Origin of the sequence: Actinomycetospora sp. NBRC 106378 (assembly GCF_030269685.1) — a bacterium.
Taxonomy (GTDB): Bacteria; Actinomycetota; Actinomycetes; order Mycobacteriales; family Pseudonocardiaceae; genus Actinomycetospora.
Window position 1 is genome coordinate 17,305 of sequence record NZ_BSTT01000012.1, and the last position, 22,236, is coordinate 39,540.

General features: G+C 73.1%; 22 protein-coding genes and 2 tRNA genes. 12 read left to right on the plus strand and 12 right to left on the minus strand.

Annotated features, from left to right (window positions below):
- Positions 1-12 precede the first annotated feature (12 nt).
- Together QSK00_RS22605 and map are read right to left on the minus strand one after the other, a co-directional pair.
- Positions 13-876 (minus strand): MBL fold metallo-hydrolase, encoded by an 864-nt coding sequence (locus QSK00_RS22605; RefSeq protein ID WP_285594363.1) that lies wholly within the window; start codon positions 874-876, stop codon positions 13-15.
- Positions 873-1,643 (minus strand): type I methionyl aminopeptidase, encoded by a 771-nt coding sequence (gene map / locus QSK00_RS22610; RefSeq protein WP_285594365.1) that lies wholly within the window; start codon positions 1,641-1,643, stop codon positions 873-875. Before map ends, QSK00_RS22605 begins: the two co-directional genes overlap by 4 nt.
- 212 nt (positions 1,644-1,855) lie before the next feature.
- Here map and budC point away from each other — a divergent pair, with 212 nt between their 5' ends.
- Positions 1,856-2,620: a meso-2,3-butanediol dehydrogenase gene (gene budC, locus QSK00_RS22615; protein ID WP_285594367.1), complete on the plus strand. Its 765-nt coding sequence runs from the start codon at positions 1,856-1,858 to the stop codon at positions 2,618-2,620.
- A 4-nt stretch (positions 2,621-2,624) separates the two neighbouring features.
- On the opposite strand, the gene QSK00_RS22620 is transcribed toward budC, so the two are convergent.
- A complete protein-coding gene (locus tag QSK00_RS22620) occupies positions 2,625-4,097 on the minus strand; it encodes a flavin-containing monooxygenase (protein WP_285594369.1) in 1,473 nt (490 codons plus the stop codon).
- Positions 4,098-4,155: 58 nt separating this feature from the next.
- Here QSK00_RS22620 and QSK00_RS22625 point away from each other — a divergent pair, with 58 nt between their 5' ends.
- Positions 4,156-4,536 (plus strand): thiol-disulfide oxidoreductase DCC family protein, encoded by a 381-nt coding sequence (locus QSK00_RS22625; protein ID WP_285594371.1) that lies wholly within the window; start codon positions 4,156-4,158, stop codon positions 4,534-4,536.
- Here the strand turns inward: QSK00_RS22625 and QSK00_RS22630 are convergent.
- A complete protein-coding gene (locus QSK00_RS22630; RefSeq protein WP_285594373.1) occupies positions 4,533-5,807 on the minus strand; it encodes an amidase in 1,275 nt (424 codons plus the stop codon). The genes QSK00_RS22625 and QSK00_RS22630 overlap by 4 nt on opposite strands.
- A 290-nt stretch (positions 5,808-6,097) precedes the next feature.
- Here QSK00_RS22630 and QSK00_RS22635 point away from each other — a divergent pair, with 290 nt between their 5' ends.
- The 7 genes from QSK00_RS22635 to QSK00_RS22665 all read left to right on the plus strand — a co-directional run bounded on the left by QSK00_RS22635 (position 6,098) and on the right by QSK00_RS22665 (position 11,599).
- Positions 6,098-6,508, plus strand: coding sequence for a VOC family protein (locus tag QSK00_RS22635; RefSeq protein WP_285594375.1), 411 nt, complete (start codon positions 6,098-6,100; stop codon positions 6,506-6,508).
- 28 nt (positions 6,509-6,536) lie between these two features.
- Positions 6,537-7,709: an MFS transporter gene (locus tag QSK00_RS22640; protein ID WP_285594378.1), complete on the plus strand. Its 1,173-nt coding sequence runs from the start codon at positions 6,537-6,539 to the stop codon at positions 7,707-7,709.
- Positions 7,709-8,452: an IclR family transcriptional regulator gene (locus QSK00_RS22645; RefSeq protein WP_285594380.1), complete on the plus strand. Its 744-nt coding sequence runs from the start codon at positions 7,709-7,711 to the stop codon at positions 8,450-8,452. The genes QSK00_RS22640 and QSK00_RS22645 overlap by 1 nt, the downstream gene beginning before the upstream one ends.
- Positions 8,453-8,501: 49 nt before the next feature.
- Positions 8,502-9,422: a PDR/VanB family oxidoreductase gene (locus tag QSK00_RS22650; RefSeq protein WP_285594382.1), complete on the plus strand. Its 921-nt coding sequence runs from the start codon at positions 8,502-8,504 to the stop codon at positions 9,420-9,422.
- A complete protein-coding gene (locus tag QSK00_RS22655) occupies positions 9,422-10,633 on the plus strand; it encodes a cytochrome P450 (protein ID WP_285594384.1) in 1,212 nt (403 codons plus the stop codon). Before QSK00_RS22650 ends, QSK00_RS22655 begins: the two co-directional genes overlap by 1 nt.
- A gap of 107 nt (positions 10,634-10,740) precedes the next feature.
- A complete protein-coding gene (locus QSK00_RS22660) occupies positions 10,741-11,067 on the plus strand; it encodes a DMT family transporter (protein ID WP_285594386.1) in 327 nt (108 codons plus the stop codon).
- On the plus strand, positions 11,060-11,599 hold the full coding sequence (locus QSK00_RS22665) for a TetR/AcrR family transcriptional regulator (protein ID WP_285594388.1): 540 nt from the start codon (positions 11,060-11,062) through the stop codon (positions 11,597-11,599). The genes QSK00_RS22660 and QSK00_RS22665 overlap by 8 nt, the downstream gene beginning before the upstream one ends.
- Here QSK00_RS22665 and QSK00_RS22670 read toward each other — a convergent pair.
- Positions 11,573-11,645, minus strand: a tRNA-Ala gene (locus tag QSK00_RS22670). The genes QSK00_RS22665 and QSK00_RS22670 overlap by 27 nt on opposite strands.
- Positions 11,646-11,656: 11 nt before the next feature.
- Complete coding sequence (locus QSK00_RS22675; RefSeq protein WP_285594390.1) at positions 11,657-11,773, minus strand: DLW-39 family protein; 117 nt, start codon at positions 11,771-11,773, stop codon at positions 11,657-11,659.
- An 84-nt stretch (positions 11,774-11,857) separates the two neighbouring features.
- On the opposite strand from QSK00_RS22675, the gene QSK00_RS22680 reads away from it, so the two are divergent.
- The 3 genes from QSK00_RS22680 (at position 11,858) to QSK00_RS22690 (ending at position 14,491) form a co-directional block, all read left to right on the plus strand.
- Positions 11,858-13,039 (plus strand): Tm-1-like ATP-binding domain-containing protein, encoded by a 1,182-nt coding sequence (locus QSK00_RS22680; RefSeq protein ID WP_285594392.1) that lies wholly within the window; start codon positions 11,858-11,860, stop codon positions 13,037-13,039.
- Positions 13,036-13,866, plus strand: coding sequence for a phosphoenolpyruvate hydrolase family protein (locus QSK00_RS22685; protein ID WP_285594393.1), 831 nt, complete (start codon positions 13,036-13,038; stop codon positions 13,864-13,866). Before QSK00_RS22680 ends, QSK00_RS22685 begins: the two co-directional genes overlap by 4 nt.
- A 208-nt stretch (positions 13,867-14,074) precedes the next feature.
- On the plus strand, positions 14,075-14,491 hold the full coding sequence (locus tag QSK00_RS22690) for a histone-like nucleoid-structuring protein Lsr2 (RefSeq protein ID WP_285594395.1): 417 nt from the start codon (positions 14,075-14,077) through the stop codon (positions 14,489-14,491).
- A gap of 73 nt (positions 14,492-14,564) precedes the next feature.
- On the opposite strand, the gene QSK00_RS22695 is transcribed toward QSK00_RS22690, so the two are convergent.
- The 6 genes from QSK00_RS22695 to QSK00_RS22720 form a co-directional block, all read right to left on the minus strand.
- Positions 14,565-14,638 (minus strand) — tRNA-Ile (locus QSK00_RS22695).
- A 55-nt stretch (positions 14,639-14,693) separates the two neighbouring features.
- Positions 14,694-15,542, minus strand: a complete 849-nt coding sequence (locus QSK00_RS22700) for a DUF3566 domain-containing protein (RefSeq protein ID WP_285594397.1) — start codon at positions 15,540-15,542, stop codon at positions 14,694-14,696.
- A 55-nt stretch (positions 15,543-15,597) separates the two neighbouring features.
- Positions 15,598-18,111 carry a DNA gyrase subunit A gene (gene gyrA / locus QSK00_RS22705; protein ID WP_285594402.1) on the minus strand — a complete coding sequence of 838 codons (2,514 nt, stop codon included), beginning with the start codon at positions 18,109-18,111 and terminating at the stop codon, positions 15,598-15,600.
- Between the two features lie 238 nt (positions 18,112-18,349).
- Positions 18,350-19,093, minus strand: coding sequence for an FkbM family methyltransferase (locus QSK00_RS22710; protein ID WP_285594403.1), 744 nt, complete (start codon positions 19,091-19,093; stop codon positions 18,350-18,352).
- 105 nt (positions 19,094-19,198) lie between these two features.
- Positions 19,199-21,199, minus strand: a complete 2,001-nt coding sequence (gene gyrB / locus QSK00_RS22715; RefSeq protein WP_285594404.1) for a DNA topoisomerase (ATP-hydrolyzing) subunit B — start codon at positions 21,197-21,199, stop codon at positions 19,199-19,201.
- Positions 21,200-21,419: 220 nt separating this feature from the next.
- Complete coding sequence (locus tag QSK00_RS22720; protein WP_285594589.1) at positions 21,420-21,980, minus strand: DciA family protein; 561 nt, start codon at positions 21,978-21,980, stop codon at positions 21,420-21,422.
- Positions 21,981-22,236 lie beyond the last annotated feature (256 nt).

Consider the following 22,236-nt stretch of genomic DNA (forward strand, 5'->3'; position numbering starts at 1 on the left):
ACCGGTCCTGAGCTAACCGGCGGGCAGGAACACCGAGCACGCGTCGAAGACGGCCTCGCGGACCTCGTCGCCGTCACAGTCGCGGGCCGCCCGGACCTGCACCGTCGGGTCACCGGTGACGAGCCGGTCGAACGCCACGGCCACCTCGTGCAGGTACCGCGGCTCCGCCACCCCACGCCCGAAGTGCGACATCGCGACCAGCGACACGTCGTCCGCCAGTGCCGCGAGCCGGCCGGTCGACGCGGCGAAGGCGGGCAGGTCGCACTCGGGCGCCTGGGCGTAGATCGGCCCGGTGTTGACGGTGTCGCCCGCGAACAGGACGCCGTCGCGGTCGTCGAGCAGGCAGAGCGAGTCGGGGCTGTGCCCCGGCGTGTGCAGCACCGTGAGGGTGCGCCCGCCCAGGTCCAGGACGTCGCCGTCGGCCAGCGGCTCGGGGTCGGGACCCGGCGGCGGGCCGGGCTCCACCCAGCGCTCGATGTCGTCGGGCAGCGGGCGGGGGTCGGAGTCGGCGGAGAGCAGGTGGAAGTACCGGGCGTCGAGCTCCCGGTAGGCCGCCACGGCGGCGAGCACCTCCCGCATCCACCCCAGGTAGGAGGCGCGCTCGGCCGCGGACGGCCGCTCCACCGCACCGAAGGCCGCGACGCGGGCGAACTCGCCGTTGCCGCCGACGTGGTCGAGATGCGCGTGGGTGTTCACCACGTCCACGGGGAGCGGGCACACCGCCTCGACCGCCGGACGGATCGGGGCCACCCCGAGCCCGGTGTCGACGAGCACGGCCCGGTCGCGCCCGGCGACCAGCCAGGAGTTGACGTGCGAGGGCTCCGCGACCAGCCACACGTCCGGGGCGACCGGTCGGAGGTGGAACCAGCCGCTCACAGCTCGGTGAGGATCCGCGGTCCGTCCGGGGTGATGGCGACCGTGTGCTCGACGTGCGCGGCCCGGCTGCCGTCGGCGGTGCGCAGGGTCCAGCCGTCGGGGTCGTGGCGGTAGTCGTCCTCGCCGCCGCGGTGCAGCATCGGCTCGATCGCGATGACGAGGCCGGGCTCGAGGCGCATGCCCTTGCCACGGCGACCCTCGTTGGGGACGTGCGGCTGCTCGTGCATGGCACGTCCGATGCCGTGACCGCCGTGGTCGGCGAGCATCCCGTAGCCCGCGGGCCGGGCGACCCCGGCGATCGCGGCGCCGACGTCGCCGAGCGTGTTGCCCTTCCGAGCGGCGGCGATGCCCGCGTACAGCGCGCGCTCGGTGGTGTCGATGAGGGCGAGGTCGCCCGGGTCGGCGTTCCCCACCACGTAGCTGACGGCGGCGTCGCCGCACCAGCCCTCGACGAAGGCGCCGATGTCGATGCTCACGAGGTCGCCGTCGGCGAGGCGGTAGGAACCGGGGATCGCGTGGACCACCGCGTCGTTGACGCTCGCGCAGATGACGCCCGGGTAGGGCGAGGGCGCGAACCGCGGGTGGTAGTCGAGGAACGCGGGCTTCGCGCCGTGGTCGTTCATCACGTCGTGCGCGACGGTGTCGAGCTCCTTCAACGTCACGCCCGGCGCGCTCGCCGTCCGCACCGCGTCCAGGCAGCGCGCGACGACCCGGCCGGCCGCACGCATCAGCTCGATCTCGGCGGGCTTCTTCAGCTCGATGGTCACGCGTCGTCTCACCGTCGCGACAGTAGCCCGCGACCGGCACCCCGGCCCGAATCACACCGGTGTGCTTCATCCACACTGTGGACAGCCGCTGTGGATGAACTACACCGGTGTCATTCGGTCCCCACTGTGGACAACTCCTGGGGACAACCGGTGTGACCAGCGACCAGGCGGGCCCGCGTTCCTCCCCGCGATGGCCGGGGGACCCGACGGGCATGGGTCGATTCACCGGCAAGGTCGTCATCGTCACCGGCGGGGGTTCCGGCATCGGGGCGGCCGCCGCCCACCGGTTTGCCGCGGACGGCGCCACCGTCGTGGTCGCCGGCCGGTCGCAGGACAAGCTCGACAAGACCGTGGCCGACGCCCCGGCGGGGTCCACCGTCGTCGCGAAGGCCTGCGACACCTCCGACGAGCAGGCGATCACGCACCTGGTCGACGAGGTCGCGCGCGAGCACGGCCGCCTCGACACGCTGGTCAACAACGCGGCGATCGCCCGCCCCGGCACCGTCGCCGACCTCGACGCCGACACCTGGCGCGAGGTCATGGCGACCGACGTCGACGGCGTCTTCTACGCCTCGAAGGCCGCGATCGACCATCTGAAGGCGACGCGCGGCAGCATCGTCAACGTCGGCTCCGTGTCCGGGCTCGGGGGCGACTGGGGCATGGCCGCCTACAACGCCGCCAAGGGCGCGGTGGTCAACCTGACCAACGCCATGGCCCTCGACCACGGCGCCGACGGCGTCCGCGTCAACGCCGTGCACCCCTCGCTCACCGCCACGGACATGAGCGAGGGCATCCGCGAGGACGACGACGTCATGGCGAAGTTCCGGGACCGGATCCCGTTCGGGCGCCCCGCCGAGCCGGCCGAGGTCGGCGACGTCATCGCCTTCCTGGCCAGCGACGACGCCCGCTTCGTCTCCGGGGCCCACGTGCCGGTCGACGGCGGGCTGGGCGCCTCCAACGGCCAGCCCCGGATGTGACCGCCTAGGACGACACCTTCCGCTCGCCGGGCTCCAACCACACGTACTCGGAGGGATCGATCGCCTCGGTCGCCTTCTCGTACTCGAGCATGTAGCCCGGCCAGTTGGTGATGATCCGGCCGCTCTCGTCGCGGTACCAGGAGTCGCACGCCTGCCAGGCCGTGCCCTCGAACCGGGACTGCACCTCGGCGTCGGAGGCCGCCTCGACCTCGGGGCGGACCTCCGCGGCGGCCGCCCCGCGCCGGTCGGCCTCCTGCAGGGCCGTCCGCACGTACCGCGCCTGCGACTCCAGGTAGACGATGATCGAGCCGCCCGAGGTGTTCGTGTTCGGGCCGTACATGACGAACAGGTTCGGGAAGCCGGGAACGGTCATCCCGAGGTGGGCGTGGGGCCCGTCGGACCACGCCTCCCGCAGCGAGCGGCCCTCCCGACCGTGGATCTCCATGGGGAACATGAAGCTCGTCGTCCGGAAGCCCGTGCCCCAGATGATCGTGTCGACCTCGTGGAGCCGGCCGTCCTTCGTCCGGACCCCGGTCGGCTCGATGCGCTCGACGGAGTCGGTGACGACCTCGACGTTGTCGCGCTGCAGCGCCGGCAGCCAGTACGAGCTGAACAGCACGCGCTTGCACCCGAAGGTGTAGTCCGGCCACACCTTCCGACGAACCTCGGGGTCGCGCAGCTGGTGACGCATGAAGATCTGCGACTTGAGCTTGAGCACCGGCCCCACGGTCCGCGGGTTCCGGATCGACGCGGTCAGCGACTCCAGGTAGAGCCGCTTGAGACCCCACCTCCGCAGGCGCTGCACACCGGGGACCTTGATCAGGCGCTGCACCGAGCGCGGGTAGGGCAGGTTCTTGCGCGGCAGGAACCAGTTCCCGGTGCGCTGGAAGACCGACAGCTTCCCGACGACGGGTGCGATGGCCGGGACGAACTGCACCGCGCTCGCGCCGGTGCCGATCACGGCGACCTTCCGGCCCGTCAGGTCGTGGTCGTGGTCCCACTGCGCCGAGTGGAACTCCGTGCCCGCGAAGTCCTCGCGGCCGGGGATGCCGGGGATGGAGGGCTGCGCGAGCTGGCCGGTCGCGACGACGACGGCGTCGGCGGTGTACTCGTCACCCTGCTCGGTCTCGACGCGCCACAGGGTGGCCTCGTCGTCCCAGCGGCAGGCCGTGACCTTCGTGTCCGTCCGCACCAGCCCGTCCACGGAGTACTCCCGGGCGACGTCGCGCAGGTACTCGAGGATCTCCTCCTGTGGGGAGCAGAGCCGCGACCACGACCGCTTCTGCGCGAACGAGTACGAGTACAGGTGGCTCGGCACGTCGCAGGCCGCGCCGGGATAGGTGTTGGCGAGCCACGTCCCGCCGATGCCGGGGGCGGCATCGAGGATCGTGACGTCCGTGTAGCCGTGGGCGCGCAGCTCGATGGCCGCCCCGATCCCGCCGAATCCCGCTCCGATGACGACGACGCGTCTGCCCATGTGGTCGAGCTCCTCGCTCCGCCTACGGCCGTGGTGGCGGGCCCGTACGCTAGCAGTCATGGCTGACGGTTTGCTCGTTTTCGACGGCCGGTGCGGATTCTGCACCCGCAGCGTCGGCTGGGTCCGCGCCCTGGACCGCCGGGGCCGGATCGAGCTGCGCCCCTACCAGGAGCCCGGCGTACCGGAATCCATCGGCACCGACGCCGCCACCTGCAGCGAGGCCGTCCAGTGGCGGGGCCCCGACGGGGTCCGCCTCGAGGGCGCGGCCGCGGTCAACGCCGTGCTCGACACCGTGACCGGCTCCCGCCTCCCCTCGACCGTGTACCGCGCGACGGCGGGCGTGCAGGAGCGGGTCTACCAGTGGGTCGCCGACCACCGCGGCCGCTTCCCGGGCATGACGCCGTACTGCGAGTCGCACCCTGCGGAGTGCGCGAGCTAGACGGTCAGGGCCGCCTGCACCTGGCCCGCCACCGACATGAGCAGCGCGTCGCGCCCGGGCGCGGCCGCCAGCTGCACGGCGGCGGGGAGGGCGGCGCCGGTGTCGACGGGCAGCGTCACGGCCGGCTGGCCGGTGTGGTTGTACAGCGGGGTGTGTCCGTAGAAGCGGCCCATGGCGGTCAGGGTCAGCAGCCCGTTGCGTTCGGGCGACCCCCACCGGTCGACCAGCGGCGCCGTCCCCCGCATCGTCGGCGTGAGCAGCACGTCGACGTCGTCGAGCTGGTCGAGCAGCCGGTCGCCGAGCCGCCGGCCGTGGGCCTGCGCGGCCGCCACCACCGACTCCGGGATCAGCGAACCCGCCCGCACGAGGTCCCGGATCCGCGGCTCGAGACGCTCCGGGTGGTCGGCCCCGGCCGCCGCGTCCGCGAGCCCCCGGAGCATCCGCGTCACGACGGCGAGCGCGGCCGCCTGCGCGCGGTCCGGCCGCATCCGCACGGGGACGACGCGATGTCCCGCCGCGGCGAGCCGGTCGGCGACCACCCGGACCGCGCCCGCGACGTACGGGTCCAGCCGCTGCGGCGGCGCCACGGGCAGCGGGTCGACGGCCACCCCGACCCGCAGCCGGCCGGGTTCGACGTCGAGGGCCGCCCGCAGCGAGGTCCCGAACGACCCGACCGCGTCGTAGAACGAGGCGGCGAGCGCCAGGTCCCGCGTCAGGCATCCCGGCGTCGCGAGCCCGCGCCAGCCGCCCGAGCCCGGCACCGTGCCCGTCGTCGGCTTGAACCCCGGGAGGCCGCAGCAGGCGGCCGGGATGCGGATCGACCCGGCGCCGTCGCTCGCGGTCGCGAGCTCGACCACGCCCGCGGCGACCGCCGCCGCCGACCCGCCCGACGAGCCGCCGGGGGTGTGCCCGAGGGCGAGCGGGTTGCGCGTGACGCCGTGCGCGGCGGAGTCGGTGACGCCGAAGGCGGCGAGCTCGGGCAGCGTCGTGCGCCCGATCGGCACCATCCCGGCCCGGCGGGTCGCCGCGAGGAAGGGGTCGTCGGCCGCCTCCGCCGTCGTGAAGGCCCGGCCGCCCCAGCCGGTGACCTCCCCGGCGCCGCCCACGTCGTCCTTGAGCGCGATCGGCAGGCCGCGCAGCGGCGGCTCCCCCGAGACCGTGGCGGGCGCGTCCTCGACGATCGAGACGAACGCGTTCAGCGTCGGCTGGGTCTCGTGAGCGCGGCGGATAGCGCTGCGGACGGCGTCGGGGACGACATCGGGGGCGGGCACGCGCGGCACGCTAGCGGCATCGGCGCGGCGCGCATCGCCCGACCGAGACCCTGCCGGACGGGACGAACCGGGCATAATGGCCGTGTGAGGTGGTGGAGCACACCGGCGCTGGTGGCGGTGGCGGTCGTCCTCGTGCTGGCCGCCGCGATGGTGGAGTTCGCCCTGCTCCGCCAGGCGTCGACGGGTCCCGCCCCCGCCCCGGTCACGCTGGTGGTGCCGGTCGAGGCCGATCCGGCCACGACTCCCCGTCCGGCACCGGTGACCGGATGTGATCTGGGTAACATCGGTCCATGGGCATCCACCTCAACCCCTACCTGCACTTCGGCGACTCCGCCCGGGCGGCCATGGAGTTCTACCGGGACGTCCTCGGCGGCACGCTGAACGTCATGACCTTCGGCGACATGGGGGCCGAGGGCCCCGAGGCGACGCAGGTGATGCACGCCCAGCTCGAGACCGAGCAGGGCATCGTGCTGATGGCCTCCGACACCCCGCCCGGGATGGACCGGCCGACCGGGTCCGGGATCTCGGTGAGCCTCTCGGGCGACCAGCGCGACGCCCTGCGCGGGTACTTCGAGCGGCTCGCCGCCGACGGCACCGTCTCCGTCCCGCTGGAGAAGCAGATGTGGGGCGACGAGTTCGGGCAGTGCACCGACCGGTTCGGGGTGACCTGGCTGGTCAACATCGCCCAGCCGCAGGGCTGATCGCCGTCGGGACTGGTGTGATGGGGGCGTGAACGACGGCGAGGCGCGCACCGTGGCGCGGGGCGCGATCCTCCCGCTCTACGCGGCCGGGTTCGTCACCGCGTTCGGCTCGCACGGCATCGCGGCCAACCTCGCGTTCACCGGCGACCTCGGCGGGCAGCTGATCGCCCTCGGCATCCTGCTCGCGCTCTACGACGGCGCGGAGATCGTGCTCAAGCCGGTCTTCGGGGCGCTCGCCGACCGGGTGGGTCTGCGGCCGGTCCTCCTCGGCGGCCTCTTCGCCTTCGCCCTGGCGTCGGCGGCGTTCGTCCTGGTCGGGAACCCGGCCCTGCTCGGCGTGGCCCGCTTCGCCCAGGGCGCGGCCGCGGCCGCGTTCTCCCCGTCGGCGGGCGCTCTCATCGGCCGCATCGCCCCGCCGACGGGGCAGGGACGCGCCTTCGGCGGGTACGGCGCCTGGAAGGGCCTCGGCTACACCGCCGGTCCCCTGCTCGGCGGCGTGCTGGTGGCCGCCGGCGGCTACCCGCTGCTCTTCACGGTGCTGACGGTGCTCGCGATCGCGGTCTTCGTCTGGACCGTGATCGTCGTGCCCGACCCGCCGCCGCTGCCCCGCCGCCGACAGGGGCTCGGCCGGGCGCTGCGCGGGCTCGCCGACCCGGGGTTCCTCCCCCCGACCCTCGCCCTCGCCTCCAGCGCCGCCGCCCTGTCCTGCGGCGTGGGCTTCCTGCCGCTGGTCGGGGTCGCCGACGGGCTCTCCCCGATCGCGACCGGCGCGGCGGTCTCGGTGCTCGCCGTCGTCGCGGCGGTGACCCAGCCGCTCGTCGGGCGGCTCCGCGACGCGGGCCGCCTCGCCGACCGGACCGCGCTCGTCGTCGGGACCCTCCTGACGGCGGTCGGGCTCGCCGTCCCCGCGGTCCTCGGCCACCTGGCGGGCCTGCTCGTCGCCGCGGCCGTCATCGGGATCGGCACCGCCGTCATCACCCCGGTCGCGTTCGCGGTCCTCGCCGCGTGGAGCCCGCCCGAGCGGATCGGGCAGACGATGGGCTCGGCCGAGATCGGGCGCGAGATCGGCGAGGCCGGCGGGCCGTTCCTCACCGGGGTGCTCGCCGCCGCGTTCGGCCTGGGCGGGGGCTTCCTCGGGATCGCCGTGCTCGTCGCGCTCACCGCGGTCGGGGGCCTGCGGGTCCGCCGCCGCGCGGCCTGATGGCCCGGTCCGACTCCGGCGAGTCGGTGCTCGAGCGGGTCGTCCGCGTCCTCGAGGCCTTCACCCCCGAGGCACCCGCCCTCGCCGTCACCGAGATCGCCCGCCGCGCCGACCTCCCGACGACGACGGCCTCCCGCCTGGTCGCGGAGCTCGTCGGACACGGCCTGCTCGTGCGCGACGAGGGCCGCGTCCGGGTCGGCACGCGGCTCTGGGAGCTCGGGGCCCGGGCGTCGTCCACCCTGTCGTTGCGCGAGACCGCGATGCCGGTGCTCGAGGACCTGCACCGCGCGGTCGGCCACCACGCCCAGCTCGGGGTCCTCGACGGCGCCGAGGTGCTCTTCGTCGAGCGGCTCTCCGCCGACCGCGCGGTGATCAACCTGACCCGGATCGCGGCGCGGCTCCCGCTGCACGCCTCGTCGTCGGGCCTGGTCCTGCTCGCGTTCGCGTCGACGACGCTGCAGGAGCGCGTCCTCGCCCGCCCGCTGGTCGGTTTCACGCGGAACACGATCACCGACCCCGGGGTGCTGCGGACCCGCCTCGCGGAGGTCCGGGAGCGGGGCGTCGCCCTCTGCCCCGGCTACATCCACCTCGACGCGACCGGGGTCGCCGTGCCGGTGCGCGACGGGGCCGGACACGTGGTGGTGGCGGTGTCCGTGGTCGTCCCGAACGACGGCGAGGCGGCCCGGACCGTGCCCGCCCTGACCGAGGCGGCACGCCGGATCCGGGACCGGCTGGCCCGTTGAACGGGCCGGAGCTTCCGGTGCGACCGGTCGGTTCCGCACGCTGCACGGCATGACCTCGCTGGTGGTGACCGCCACGGACGTCGTCGCCGACGGCGTCGTCGCCCTCACCCTCGCCCGTCCCGACGGCGGGCGGCTCCCGGACTGGACGCCCGGCGCCCACGTCGACCTCACCCTCGGCTCCGGGGAGACGCGGCAGTACTCGCTGTGCGGGGACCGGTGGGACCCGTCGTCGTACCGGGTGGCGGTCCTGCGTGAGCCGGACGGGCGGGGCGGCTCGCGCTACGTCCACGACGTGCTGCGGGCGGGCGACCGGGTGGAGCTCGGCGGGCCGCGCAACCACTTCCCGCTCGTGCCGGCCGCGCGGTACCGGTTCGTGGCGGGCGGCATCGGCGTCACGCCGCTGCTCCCGATGATCGCCGCCGCCGAGGTCCTCGGGGCGGACTTCTCGCTGCTCTACGGCGGACGCCGCCGGGCCTCGATGGCGTTCCTCGACGAGCTCCCGGCCGCCCGGACCACCGTGGTGCCGCAGGACGAGCAGGGCCTGCTCCCGCTGGCGTCGTGGCTCGGGACCGTGGACGACGAGACCGTGGTCTACGCCTGCGGCCCCGGTCCCCTGCTCGACGCCGTGTCCGGGCTGGTGCCGGCCGACCGCCTGCGCACCGAACGGTTCACCACCACCGAGATCGCCGCCCCGGTCCGCGACGCGCCCTTCACCGTCGACCTCGCGCGCACCGGCGTCACGCTCACCGTCGACGCGTCGGTCTCCGTCCTCGACGCGGCCCGCCGGGCCGGGGCGACGACGCTGTCGTCCTGCGAGCGCGGGACCTGCGGGACCTGCGAGACGACGGTGCTCGCGGGCATTCCCGACCACCGCGACCAGGTCCTCGCCGACCACGAACGCGCCGCGGGCGACTGCATGCTGCCCTGCGTCTCGCGCGCCGCCTCCGACCACCTCGTCCTGGACCTGTGATGACCACTGCCGCTGCCACCCTTCCCAGCACCGACATCGACCCCTTCTCCGTCGAGGTCCTCACCGACCCGCTGCCGTTCCAGGCCGCACTGCGCGACGCCGGCCCGGTCCAGTACCTCGCGGCCCACGACCTCTACGCGATGGGCCGCTACGCCGAGGTCCGGGCCGCGCTGACCGACTGGCAGCGCTTCTGCTCCTCGGCCGGCGTCGGGCTGTCGAACTTCCGCCGCGAGAAGCCGTGGCGGCCACCGTCGTTGCTGCTCGAGGCGGATCCGCCCCACCACGACGCCCCGCGCCGCGTCCTCTCCTCGATCCTCGGGCCCCGCGCACTGCGCCGGTGGCGGGACCGGTGGTTCGCGGCGGCCGTCGAGCACGTCGACGCCCTGCTCGGGACGACCGGCGGCCCGGTCGAGGTCGACGGCATGACCGCGCTCGCCGAGGCGTTCCCGCTGCGGGTCTTCCCGGACGCGGTGGGCATCGCCCGCGAGGGCCGCGAGCACCTGCTGCCCTACGGCGAGTACCTGTTCAACGCGTTCGGGCCGCACAACGAGCTGGTCGCGGCCGGCGCGGTGGAGGCCGGGGAGCACGCTGCCTGGGTGAACGGGCAGTGCACCCGGGAGACGCTCGCCGACGAGGGCTTCGGGGCCGACATCTGGGCCGCCGCCGACCGCGGAGACCTGTCCGTCGAGCAGGCCCCGCTGGTGGTGCGCTCCCTCCTGTCCGCCGGCGTCGACACCACCGTGCACGGCCTCGGCTGGGTGCTGCACGGGCTGGCCACGCACCCGGACCAGTGGTCGGTCTACCGCGCCGACCCGTCCCGACATCGGGTGTGCTTCGACGAGGCGGTCCGCTGGGGCTCCCCGGTGCAGACCTTCTTCCGCACCGCCGAGGTCGACGTGCCGGTCGGGGACGCGGTCGTGCCGGAGGGGTCGAAGGTCCTCCTCTACCTCGGGTCGGCCAACCACGACCCCCGGCACTGGGACACCCCCGAGCGCTTCGACCTGGCCCACGACCCGTCGGGCCACGTGGGGTTCGGGTTCGGCCTGCACCAGTGCGTGGGCCAGCACGTCGCCCGCCTGGAGGCCGACGCCCTCCTCGCCGCCCTGGCCGACCGGGTGGAGCGCATCGAGCCGGCGGGCGAGCCGGTGCGCCGGGCGAACAACACGATGCGGGAGTGGGCGTCGCTGCCGCTGCGGCTGCACCCGCGTTGAGCACCTCCCCCCGTGGCAGGAAAGCGTCGTTGCTGTCATCCAGCGCCAGGTTCGCCACATCGTCGCGGTCGATATTCCTGAGCGATCGCTCCAGTAGTCTGGACGGCGTGTGGATCTGGCTCGCGGTCGCGATCGCCGCCGAGGTCGCGGGGACGGTGTCGCTGAAGCTCGCGGACGGGTTCAGCCGACCCGTCCCGTCGATCGTCGTGGTCGTCGTGTACCTGCTCGCCTTCTACTCGCTCTCGCAGGCGTTGACGCGGGGGCTGCCGGTCGGGGTGGCGTACGGGATATGGGCCGCCACCGGGGTCGCCGCGATCGCGATCATCGGCACGCTGTTCCTCGGCGAGACCCTGACGTGGGTGCAGGTCGGCGGCATCGGCCTGGTGATCGCCGGCGTGCTGGCCCTCGAGCTCGGCGGCGCGCACGGTGGCTGACCCGATCACCGACGGTCGACGCCGCCGGGGCGCCACCCGCCGTCGGGAACTCCTCGACGCCACCCTGCGGGTGATCGCCCGCGACGGACCGGGCGGGGTGAGCCAGCGTCGCGTGGCCGACGAGGCGGGCGTGCCGCCGAGCGCGGTGCTCTACCACTTCGCGTCGGTGGACGACCTGCTCGTCAGCACCCTCGCCGAGGTGAACGACCGCTACGTCGCCGCCCTCGACGCCGTCTCCACCCCCGAGGCGCTCGCCGCCGTGATCGCGGCCTCCGACCGGGCGGCCCTCGTCGCCGAGTACGACCTGTTCCTGCTCGCCGCCCGCCGCGACGACCTGCGCGGCGAGGTTGCCCGGTGGGAGACCACCCTGACCGGGCTGGCGACGCGACTCGGAGCGCCGGAGCCGGACCTCCTGGTCGCCGTCGTCAACGGCCTCTGGCTGCAGGCCGCGCTGGCCGACCTCGACGTGGCGTCGGTCCTGCGGGTGCTCCGGAGTGCGGTGCGGTGGAGACAAGGGGAATCGAACCCCTAACCCCCGCCTTGCAAAGGCGGTGCTCTGCCAATTGAGCTATGTCCCCGTGAGAGAGGGCTACGACGCGCGGGTCGCCTCGCGCCAGACCTCCGCCGCCGGCCGCTCCTGCTGCTTGCGCCGGACGAGGTGGGCCACCCCGAACGCCGCCGCAACGATCACGACCAGCTTCTTCACGCCTCCACGCTAGCAGCCGCGCGGCGGGCCGTTCTGCGATAGGACTCCCGGGAGGACGACGGGGTCTCGACAGTGGGAGGGGTCATGGCGCACGCCTACGTGGTGGGCACGTTCGACACGAAGGGCGACGAGCTGCACTACGTCGCCGACGCGATCCGGGCCGCGGGCCACGAGGTGACCACCGTCGACGTCGGGACCTCGGATCCCGACGCACGGCGGGCCGACGTCACGCCGGCCGACATCGCCGACCGGACCGCGTTCACCGGCGACCGTGGCACCGCGGTGGCGGCGATGGCCGACGCGCTGGAGCGGTGGCTGCCCGAACGGCACCCGGACGGCGTGATCGGGCTCGGTGGCTCCGGCGGCACCGCGCTCATCACCCCCGCGCTGCAGCGGCTGCCGGTCGGCGTGCCGAAGATCGTGGTCTCGACGGTCGCCTCCGGGAACACGGCGCCCTACGTCGGGTCGGCCGACATCACGCTCATGTACTCGGTCACCGACGTGGCCGGGCTCAACCGCATCAGCCGGGTGGTGCTGTCGAACGCCGCGCACGCCCTCGCCGGCGCCCTCGCGGCGCCGCCGGTCGAGGCCGTGGACAAGCCGGCGCTGGGGCTGACGATGTTCGGGGTCACGACGCCCTGCGTCACGGCCGTGACCGAGCAGCTCGCCGACGACTACGACTGCCTGGTCTTCCACGCCACCGGCACCGGCGGGCGGGCGATGGAGAAGCTCGTCGACGACGGCCTGGTCGCAGGCGTCGTCGACGTGTCCACCACCGAGATCGCCGACCTCGTCGCGGGCGGGATCATGGCCGCCACCCCCGACCGGCTCGGGGCGATCGCCCGACGACGGGTCCCGTGGGTCGGCAGCGTCGGCGCGCTCGACATGGTCAACTTCGGGGCGCCGGACACCGTCCCCGAGCGCTACCGCGGCCGGACCCTCTACGAGCACAACGCCCAGGTGACCCTGATGCGCACCACGCCCGACGAGTGCCGGGAGGCCGCCCGGTTCCTCGCCGCCGGCCTGAACGCCTGCGAGGGCCCGGTGCGTCTGGTCTTCCCGACGGCGGGTGTCTCGGCCCTCGACGTCGCCGGCGGTCCCTTCGCCGACCCGGAGGCGACCGCGGCCCTGCTCGACACTCTGCGCTCCGAACTGCAGCAGACCACCGGACGGCGTCTCGTCGAGACCGATCTGCACGTCAACGACCCGGCGTTCGCGGCGACGCTGGTGGAGAACCTTCACGAGGTCATGGGAGGAGACGCATGAGTCGTCAGGAGATCGTGGAGCGGTTGCGCGAGAAGGTCGGGCGGGGTGAACCGATCGTCGGCGGCGGCGCCGGAACCGGATTGTCGGCCCGCTGCGAGGAGGCGGGTGGGATCGATCTCATCGTCATCTACAACTCGGGCCGCTATCGGATGGCGGGCCGTGGATCGCTCGCCGGCCTGCTCGCGTACGGCAACGCGAACGAGATCGTGGTCGAGATGGCGGCCGAAGTGCTGCCGGTGGTGCGGCACACACCGGTGCTCGCGGGCGTGAACGGCACCGACCCGTTCATGCTGCGCGACCGATTCCTGCGCGAACTCGCCGACCTGGGCTTCGCCGGAATCCAGAACTTCCCGACCGTCGGGCTCATCGACGGCACCTTCCGCGCCAATCTCGAGGAGACCGGGATGGGGTTCGCGCACGAGGTGGACCTCGTCGCCGCCGCCCGGGCGCACGACCTGCTCACGACGCCCTACGTCTTCTCGAGCGACGACGCCCGGGCGATGGCCCGGGCCGGCGCGGACGTCGTCGTCTGCCACATGGGCCTCACGACGGGCGGTTCGATCGGCGCCGAGACCGCGAAGTCGCTCGACGACTGCGTGGCGCTGACCGACGAATGGGCCGCCGCGGCGCGCGAGGTGCGCGACGACGTCCTGGTGCTCGTCCACGGCGGACCCGTCTCGTCCCCCGCCGACGCGGCCTACGTGCTGGAGCGCGCCACGACCTGTCACGGTTTCTACGGCGCCAGCAGCATGGAACGCCTCCCCACCGAGGAGGCACTCACCGCGCGCACCCGTGAATTCACCGCACTACGCCTGGGAGGGAACTGAGTTCATCGGGTGGACTACCGGGTCGGACAGGTATCGAGTGTGATCCCGACGACCCGGGATGCCGGTGGGCGCCAATTGCGCGCCACTGTCGGGTGAAGTACCCCCGGTCGCTCGCGCGGTGCGGAATTCTTGCTAACGTGAATACGTCGGAAGTCATTTCCGGCCCCATTCCCCCGCGCGACCCGTCAAGACCGAGGAGTACCGCCAGATGGCTCAGAAGACCGTCGTCACGTTGGTGGACGACCTGACCGGCGAGGAGTCCGAGGACATCACCACCGTCGAGTTCGCTCTCGACGGCGTGACCTACGAGATCGACCTCGACGACAAGAACAGCGCCGGGCTGCGGGACACGCTCGCGCAGTACGTCGCGGCCGCGCGACGTACCGGGGGACGTCGCGCCGGCTCGGCCGGCAACGGTCGACGCCGTTCCGGCGGCGCGGGGACGGGGACGCCGCGGGCGACCTCGCCCGGGGGGTACGACCGCGAGACGTCCAAGCAGATCCGCGAGTGGGCCCGGACCGAGGGCTTCGAGGTGTCCGACCGGGGCCGCGTCCCGAACAACGTCGTCGAGGCGTGGGAGGCCCGCGGCAAGAACGGCACCACGGCGGCCGCGTTCTCCGGCTGACCGGCGACTGACCGCCGAACGTCGACGGGCCCCGGAGCATGGCTCCGGGGCCCGTCGGCGTGTCTGCAGGGGGTGGGCCCAGATGGATTTGAACCATCGACCTCGTCGTTATCAGCGACGCGCTCTAACCAACTGAGCTATGGGCCCGAACGGTGACGAGGTTACCGGAGGGTGTCCGGCCGCCCCGCCACCGGGGTCGGCTCTAGTCGCGCTCCGAGAGCGTGACCTCGATGCCGCCCGCCACGTCGGCGGAGATGTTGTAGATGAACGCCGACACGCTGGCCAACGCGGTGAACAGGATCGTGTTCACCACCCCGACGATGGCCGCCACGCCGAACACGCCGCCCGCGGTGATCAGCTGGCCACCGCCGCCGCCGGCGTCGGAGGTGAGGTCCTGGTAGGTGCCGTTGAGCTGCGCCCAGACGCCCATGCCGTCGAGCACGGCGTAGAGCACACCGACCGCGAACATCCACACGAAGAACAGCGCCACGCCCAGTACGAGGGCGAGCTTGAGCACCGACCACGGGTCGAACCGCTTGACCTGCAGGCTGGCCCGCCGCGGGACCTTCCCGCGAGAGGGCCGGGCGGTCAGGGGCTCGTCGTCGTCGAGGGGCGCGTCGAAGTCGGGCTCCGGCTCCGGGCGCGAGCCCGTCCGCATGCCGAGCTGCTCCGGCGAGAGCTGGTTCGTGGGAGCGTCGATGAGGGCCGTCGACGTCCGCCGGCCCTGCGCCGACCCCGGTCCCTCGGGCCGGGGCGACCCGGTCGCGGGCGTGCCGGCGGTCGGCGCCGCGCTCCCGCCGGTGGGCAGCGGGCCGGTCGGCGGACGGCGGTCCGCGACCGGGGCCGACGCGGGAGCAGCGCCCTCGCGGCCCTCGGGAGCGGACTCCGACGACCCGCGGGCGCCCGCGCGCTGCCAGGGCGGCGGCGGGCCGCCGGCCCGCTGGCCGCCCGGGCCCGACCCGCCCGCCGGGGACGAGTCGTCGCCGGTCGCGCTCGTGACGACCGTGTCCTCGGCGGACCCGCCGCTCTTGCTCTCGTCCGGTGTGCTCACGTGGCTCGTTCCGTCGTCAGGGAGGTCGGGGCGGGTCCGGGTGTGGCCCGGCTCGTCACAGCAGCGTGTCGGGCGCCTGGTCCGGGCCGCCGGCGTCGGGGTCGGTGGCGTTCTCGGCGTTGCGGGCCACGGCGAGCAGCGTCGCGGTCTCGCCGAGGTTCATGAGGCGGACCCCCTTGGTCTGGCGGCCCGCCTTGCGGACCTCCTTCGCCGTGGTCCGGATGACGCCGCCGCTCGAGGTGATCGCGTACAGCTCGTCCTCCAGCTCCACGATGAGGGCGCCGACCAGCGTGCCGCGCCGCCGGTCGTACTGCAGCGTCAGCACGCCCTTCCCGCCGCGTCCCTGCACCGGGTAGTCCTCGATCGGGGTGCGCTTCGCGTACCCGCCGCCCGTCGCGACCAGCAGGAACGTCCCGTCGCGCACCACGCCGATCGAGAGCAGCTCGTCGCCGGAGTTGAAGCGCATGCCCATGACGCCCGACGTCGCGCGGCCCATCGGGCGCAGTACCTCGTCGGTGGCCGAGAAGCGGATCGACTGCCCCTCCGCGGAGACGAGGAGCAGGTCGTCCTCGCCGGAGCAGAGGACGGCGCCGACCAGCTCGTCGTTGTCCCGCAGGTTGATGCCGATGAGGCCGCCGGACCGGTTCGAGTCGAAGTCCGAGAGCTTGGACTTCTTCACCAGACCGCTCTTCGTGGCGAGCACCAGGTAGGGCGCCGCCTCGTAGTCGGTGATCTGCATGACCTGGGCGATCTGCTCCTCGGGCTGGAACGCGAGGAGGTTCGCCACGTGCTGGCCACGGGCGTTGCGCGTGGCCTCCGGCAGCTCGTAGGCCTTAGCGCGGTACACGCGGCCCTTGTTGGTGAAGAACAGCAGCCAGTCGTGCGTGGAGCAGACGAAGAAGTGGGCGACGATGTCGTCCTGCTTGAGCGTCGCGCCCTGCACACCGCGGCCGCCGCGCTTCTGGGCGCGGTAGAGGTCGGTCTTCGTGCGCTTCGCGTAGCCGGTGCGCGTGATGGTGACGACGACGTCCTCGACGGCGATCAGGTCCTCGTCGGCGACCTCGCCGTCGTAGCCCAGGAGCCGCGTCCGGCGGTCGTCGCCGTGCTTCTCGACGATCTCACCGAGCTCGTCACGGACGATCTGCCGCTGGCGCTCGGGCCGGTCGAGGATGTCCTGCAGGTCGCGGATCGTCTCCTCGATCTCGGCCAGCTCGTCGACGATCTTCTGGCGCTCGAGGGCGGCGAGGCGCCGCAGCTGCATGTCCAGGATCGCCTGGGCCTGGATGTCGTCGACGTCGAGGAGCTCCATCAGGCCGGTGCGCGCGACGTCGACGGTCTCCGAGCTGCGGATGAGCGCGATGACCTCGTCGAGCGCGTCGAGGGCCTTCACGAGCCCGCGCAGGATGTGGGCCCGCTCCTCGGCCTTGCGCAGGCGGTAGCGCGTGCGCCGGACGATGACCTCGATCTGGTGGCGGATCCAGTGCCGGATCAGCTGGTCGAGCCGCAGCGTGCGCGGCACGCCGTCGACGATCGTCAGCATGTTCACGCCGAAGCTGAACTGCAGCTGCGAGTGCTTGTAGAGGTTGTTCAGCACCACCTTCGCCACCGCGTCGCGGCGCAGGGTGATGACGATGCGCCGGCCGACGCGGTCCGAGGACTCGTCGTTGATCTCGGCGATCCCGGTGACCCGGCCCTCGCGGACCATCGTCGCGATCGACTCGATGAGGTTGTCCGGGTTGACCTGGTAGGGCAGCTCGGTGACGACGAGGGTGGTGCGGCCCTTCGTGTCCTCCTCCACCTCCACCACGGCGCGCATCCGGATGGAGCCGCGGCCGGTGCGGTAGGCGGACTCGATCCCGTCCTTGCCCACGATGAGACCCGACGTCGGGAAGTCGGGGCCCTTGATGCGCTCCATGAGCGCCTCCAGGGTCTCCTCCTCCGACGCCTCGGGGTGGTCGAGCGCCCACGTGGCGCCCTCGGCGACCTCACGCAGGTTGTGCGGCGGGATGTTGGTCGCCATGCCGACCGCGATGCCGGCCGAGCCGTTCACCAGCAGGTTCGGGAAGCGGCCGGGCAGGACCGCCGGCTCCTGGGTGCGACCGTCGTAGTTGTCGACGAAGTCGACGGTCTCCTCGTCGATGTCCTGCAGCATCGCCATGGCGAGCGGCGTGAGACGGCACTCCGTGTACCGCATCGCGGCCGCCGGGTCGTTGCCCGGGGAGCCGAAGTTGCCCTGCCCGTCGATCAGCGGGTAGCGCATCGACCACGGCTGGGCGAGGCGGACCAGGGCGTCGTAGATCGCCGAGTCGCCGTGCGGGTGGTAGTTGCCCATCACGTCGCCGACGACGCGCGCGCACTTCACGTAGCTGCGGTCCGGCCGGAAGCCGGAGTCGTACATCGAGTAGAGGACACGGCGGTGTACCGGCTTGAGGCCGTCCTCCACCAGCGGCAGGGCGCGCCCCACGATCACGCTCATGGCGTAGTCGATGTAGGAGCGCTGCATCTCCTGCTGGATGTCGACCGGCTCGATCCGGTCGCCGGAACCCGGAGGCAGCGTCGTCTCGGTCACGCGGTGTCCACTCCACTCCTGGGCGCCCCCGGGGCGCGGCCGGTCACCGCGTCGAACACATCAGGGGCGTGCCCGTCCGCCGGACGCCGACACGCCGGGTCCGACACCCCCGATTCTACCGAGCGCGGCGACGATCACGTGGGCGCCCCGCGGGAATCCGCGCCGGTCAGGACGGGGACGACGCCCGCACCCCTGCGCCGTCGTCGGGACGGCCGACCGGCTCGCGGCGGGGGTGCGGTCAGGGGAGGGTCAGCACCCGTTCCGCCGGGAGGAAGCAGACGTTGCGCCGGCCGTCGTCGGCGTGGCGCGGGAGCCAGGCTCCCCGCCAGGTCCGGGCGAGGTAGTCCCGCTCCGCGAGGTCCTCGACCACCGCGGCCACCGTGGTGCCGAAGCGCGCCAGGTGACGGTCCTCGAGCTCGAGCATCAGCACGGGGCGGAGGCTCTCCAGCGTCTTCGCCCCACCGGCGAGCAGCGTCGCCTCGGCGCCCTCGATGTCGGCCTTCACGAGGTCGAGCCGGTCGAGCTCCAGGTCGGCGACCAGCTCGTCGAGCGTCGACACGGTCACCGGGACCTCGTCGTGGCGGGCGAACTCGGCGTTCGAGCCCAGCCCGTCCGCACCCGTCGTCAGGAAGGCGCGGCCGTGGACCGGCAGGAGGTGACGGCGGGGCAGGGACAGCGCGCCGGTGCCCGGGACCGCCCCGAGGGCGGTGCGGTGCACGGTGACGTGCTCCGCCCCCAGCAGCGCGCGGGCGGCACCGACGAAGCGGGCGGGACCGGGCTGCGGCTCGACGGCGTGCACGCGGCCCTGCGGACCGACCAGTCCGGCGAGGGTCCAGGTGTAGAGACCGAACTCCGCGCCGACGTCGACGCACACCGACCCGGGCCCCACGAACTCCGCGAGGCCGACGACCTCGTCCTCGAGGAACCAGGCGTGCGGCGCGACCGTCCGCAGCAGTCGGCTCAACCCAGCGGTGGTGTCCACTGCGCCGCACCCTTCCCTCCGGCGCGTCCGGACGGACGCACCGGGGGGAGGGTAGCGATCGACGTTTCCCGTGGAACGTCAGACGTCCCCCGACGCCGCGCTCGCCTAGACGTCCAGGAAGCGCACGTCCTTGGCGTTGCGCGTGATGAACGACCGCCGGGACTCCACGTCCTCGCCCATGAGCACGCTGAACAGCTCGTCGGCGGTGGCCGCGTCGTCCAGCGTCACCTGCATCATCAGGCGGGTCTCCGGGTCCATCGTGGTCTCCCAGAGCTCCTTGGCGTTCATCTCGCCGAGGCCCTTGTACCGCTGGATGCCCTCGTCCTTGTTGATCTTCTTGCCGGCCGCGCGCCCGGCCTCGAGCAGTGCATCGCGCTCGCGGTCGGAGTACGCGAACTCCGGCTCGGCGTTCCGACCGCCCCACTTGATCTTGTACAGCGGAGGCATCGCGAGGAACACGTGGCCGTGCTCGATCAACGGGCGCATGAAGCGGAACAGCAGCGTGAGCAGCAGCGTCCGGATGTGCTGGCCGTCGACGTCGGCGTCGGCCATCAGCACGATCTTGTGGTAACGGAGCTTCGCCAGGTCGAACTCGTCGTGGATGCCGGTGCCGAGCGCCGTGATGATCGACTGGACCTCGTTGTTCTTGAGGACGCGGTCGATCCGGGCCTTCTCGACGTTGATGATCTTGCCGCGGATCGGCAGGATCGCCTGGAACATCGAGTCGCGGCCGGACTTCGCCGAGCCGCCCGCCGAGTCGCCCTCGACGATGTAGACCTCGCTGCGCGACGGGTCGTTCGACCGGCAGTCGGCGAGCTTGCCGGGCAGGCCGCCGAGGTCGCCGGCGGTCTTGCGCCGGACGAGCTCACGGGCCTTGCGGGCCGCCATGCGCGCCTGGGCCGACCCGACCGCCTTGTTGATGATGGTCTTCGCGTCGGCCGGGTTGCGCTCGAACCAGTCCGCGAGGTGCTCGTTGCACACGCGCTGGACGAACGACTTCACCTCGGTGTTGCCGAGCTTGGTCTTGGTCTGGCCCTCGAACTGCGGCTCGGCGACCTTGACCGACACGATCGCGGCGAGGCCCTCGCGGATGTCGTCGCCGGTCAGCGCCGGGTCCTTCTCCTTGATGAGCTTCTTGTCGCGCGCGTAGCGGTTGACCGTGGTGGTCAGCGCCGAGCGGAAGCCCTCCTCGTGGGTCCCGCCCTCGGTGGTGTTGATCGTGTTGCAGAAGGTGTAGACCGACTCCGAGTAGCCGGAGTTCCACTGCATGGCGACCTCGACCTGGTGGCCGGTGCCGTCCGCGGTGAAGCCCACGGGCTTCTTGTGGATCGGGTCCTTCGAGTTGTTGATGAAGGCGACGAAGTCCTCGAGGCCGCCCGGGTAGTGGAAGGTCTTCTCCTTGACCTTCGCCACGTAGCCCTCGGCGTCCGGGGTGTCGTCGAGCGACTCCGCGTTCGACTCGGTCTCGGGCTTGCGCTCGTCGCGCAGGTGGATCGTCAGGCCCTTGTTCAGGAAGGCCATCTCCTGCAGGCGCCGCGAGATCGTCTCGAAGTTGTACGTCGTGGTCTCGAAGATGTCCGGGTCGGCCCAGAACGTGATCGTGGTGCCGGTCCGCTTCGTCGGGCCGACCTCGACCAGCTTCTCGGGGACCGACCGGTCGTAGTGCTGGGTCCAGACCTTGCCCTTGGTGTGGATCTCGACGTCGAGCGCCGTGGAGAGCGCGTTCACGACGGAGACACCGACACCGTGCAGACCACCGGACACCGCGTACGACTTGTCGTCGAACTTGCCGCCCGCGTGCAGCACCGTCAGCACGACCTCGACGGCCGGCTTCTTCTCCACCGGGTGCATGTCGACCGGGATGCCGCGGCCGTCGTCGGTGACAGAGATGGCCCCGTCGGCCTGCAGCGTCACCGAGACGGACGTGGCGTAACCCGCCATCGCCTCGTCGACGGCGTTGTCCACGACCTCCCAGATCAGGTGGTGCAGACCGCGCTCGCCGGTGGACCCGATGTACATGCCGGGCCGCTTGCGGACCGCCTCGAGACCCTCGAGGACGGTGATGGAGGACGCGCTGTACTCGTTGTTCTTCTTCGCCGCAGCCACGGGCCTCGGAGTCTCCCTACGTCGAGCGCGGGCGAGAGATCGCCCGGACGTCGTCCTCCAGTCTACTGGTCCGCTCCTGCGGGAAGGGCCCGGATGGCATGTTCAGCGCGTCGCAGAGCGCCTGGGCGCGTCGGGGGAGGGTCCTGACGGCGGGTCGGGCGGTCGCCAGGCCCCTGGGCGCGGTCAACGGGCGCTGAGAGCGCCTGGACCGGCCGCGGGCTCAGCCGTACGTGTCCCGGGGTCCGCGGCCGGACACGTGGCGCGGACCCCGCCGCCAGCTCGGCGCCGTCGGGCCGTGGATGCGCATCGCCTTCACGACGCCGGGTCCGAGGCCCGCCGCGATGCGCCCGAGGAGCTGGCGCTGCAGCAGCCGCAGCTGGGTCGCCCACGCCGTCGAGTCGGCCTGGACGGTGAGCTCGCCGTCGCGCAGCGCGGTCGGGGTGGCGTGCTCGGCCACCTCCGGGCCGACCAGCTCGGCCCAGCGCCCGAACACCGAGCCGTTCGCCAGCCGGGGTGCCCAGCCCCGCTGTGTGGAGAGCCGGGACGCGAGCCGGCCGAGGGTCTGCGGGTCGCGGTCGTCGGCGCCCGGGCCCGACCACCGGCGGCGCCGGCGGCGGGTCTGGTCCGCCGGTTCGCGGCGTGCGGCCCGCCGCGGCCGGCCCGGGGTCACCCCCCGTTCGGCCTGCCGGGCCCGGGCGGCGTCCAGCGCGGCGCGGGCGATGTCGCTGCCGCGCGGGCGGTCGGGGTCTGCCCCGTGTGGGTCCGCCTCACCGCGCTCGATCGGCTCGTCGTCCCGGGCACCCTCCGTGGTGGCCGTTGCTCCGGTCGGGGCGCCGCGCGGGCCGAGCCGGGCGGGCGGGAGGACGACCGGGTCCGTCTCCGTATCCGGGGTGTGGACGGCGAGTTCCGTGACGTCGAGCAGCCCCTGCAGGTCATCCCCCGGATCCGGGCGGCCACGGCGTCCCGGTCGGCGCCTCGACCCCGAGTTGTCCACAGCATCCACAGGTCTGTCCCCAGCTTCCCGGCCGTCTTCACCG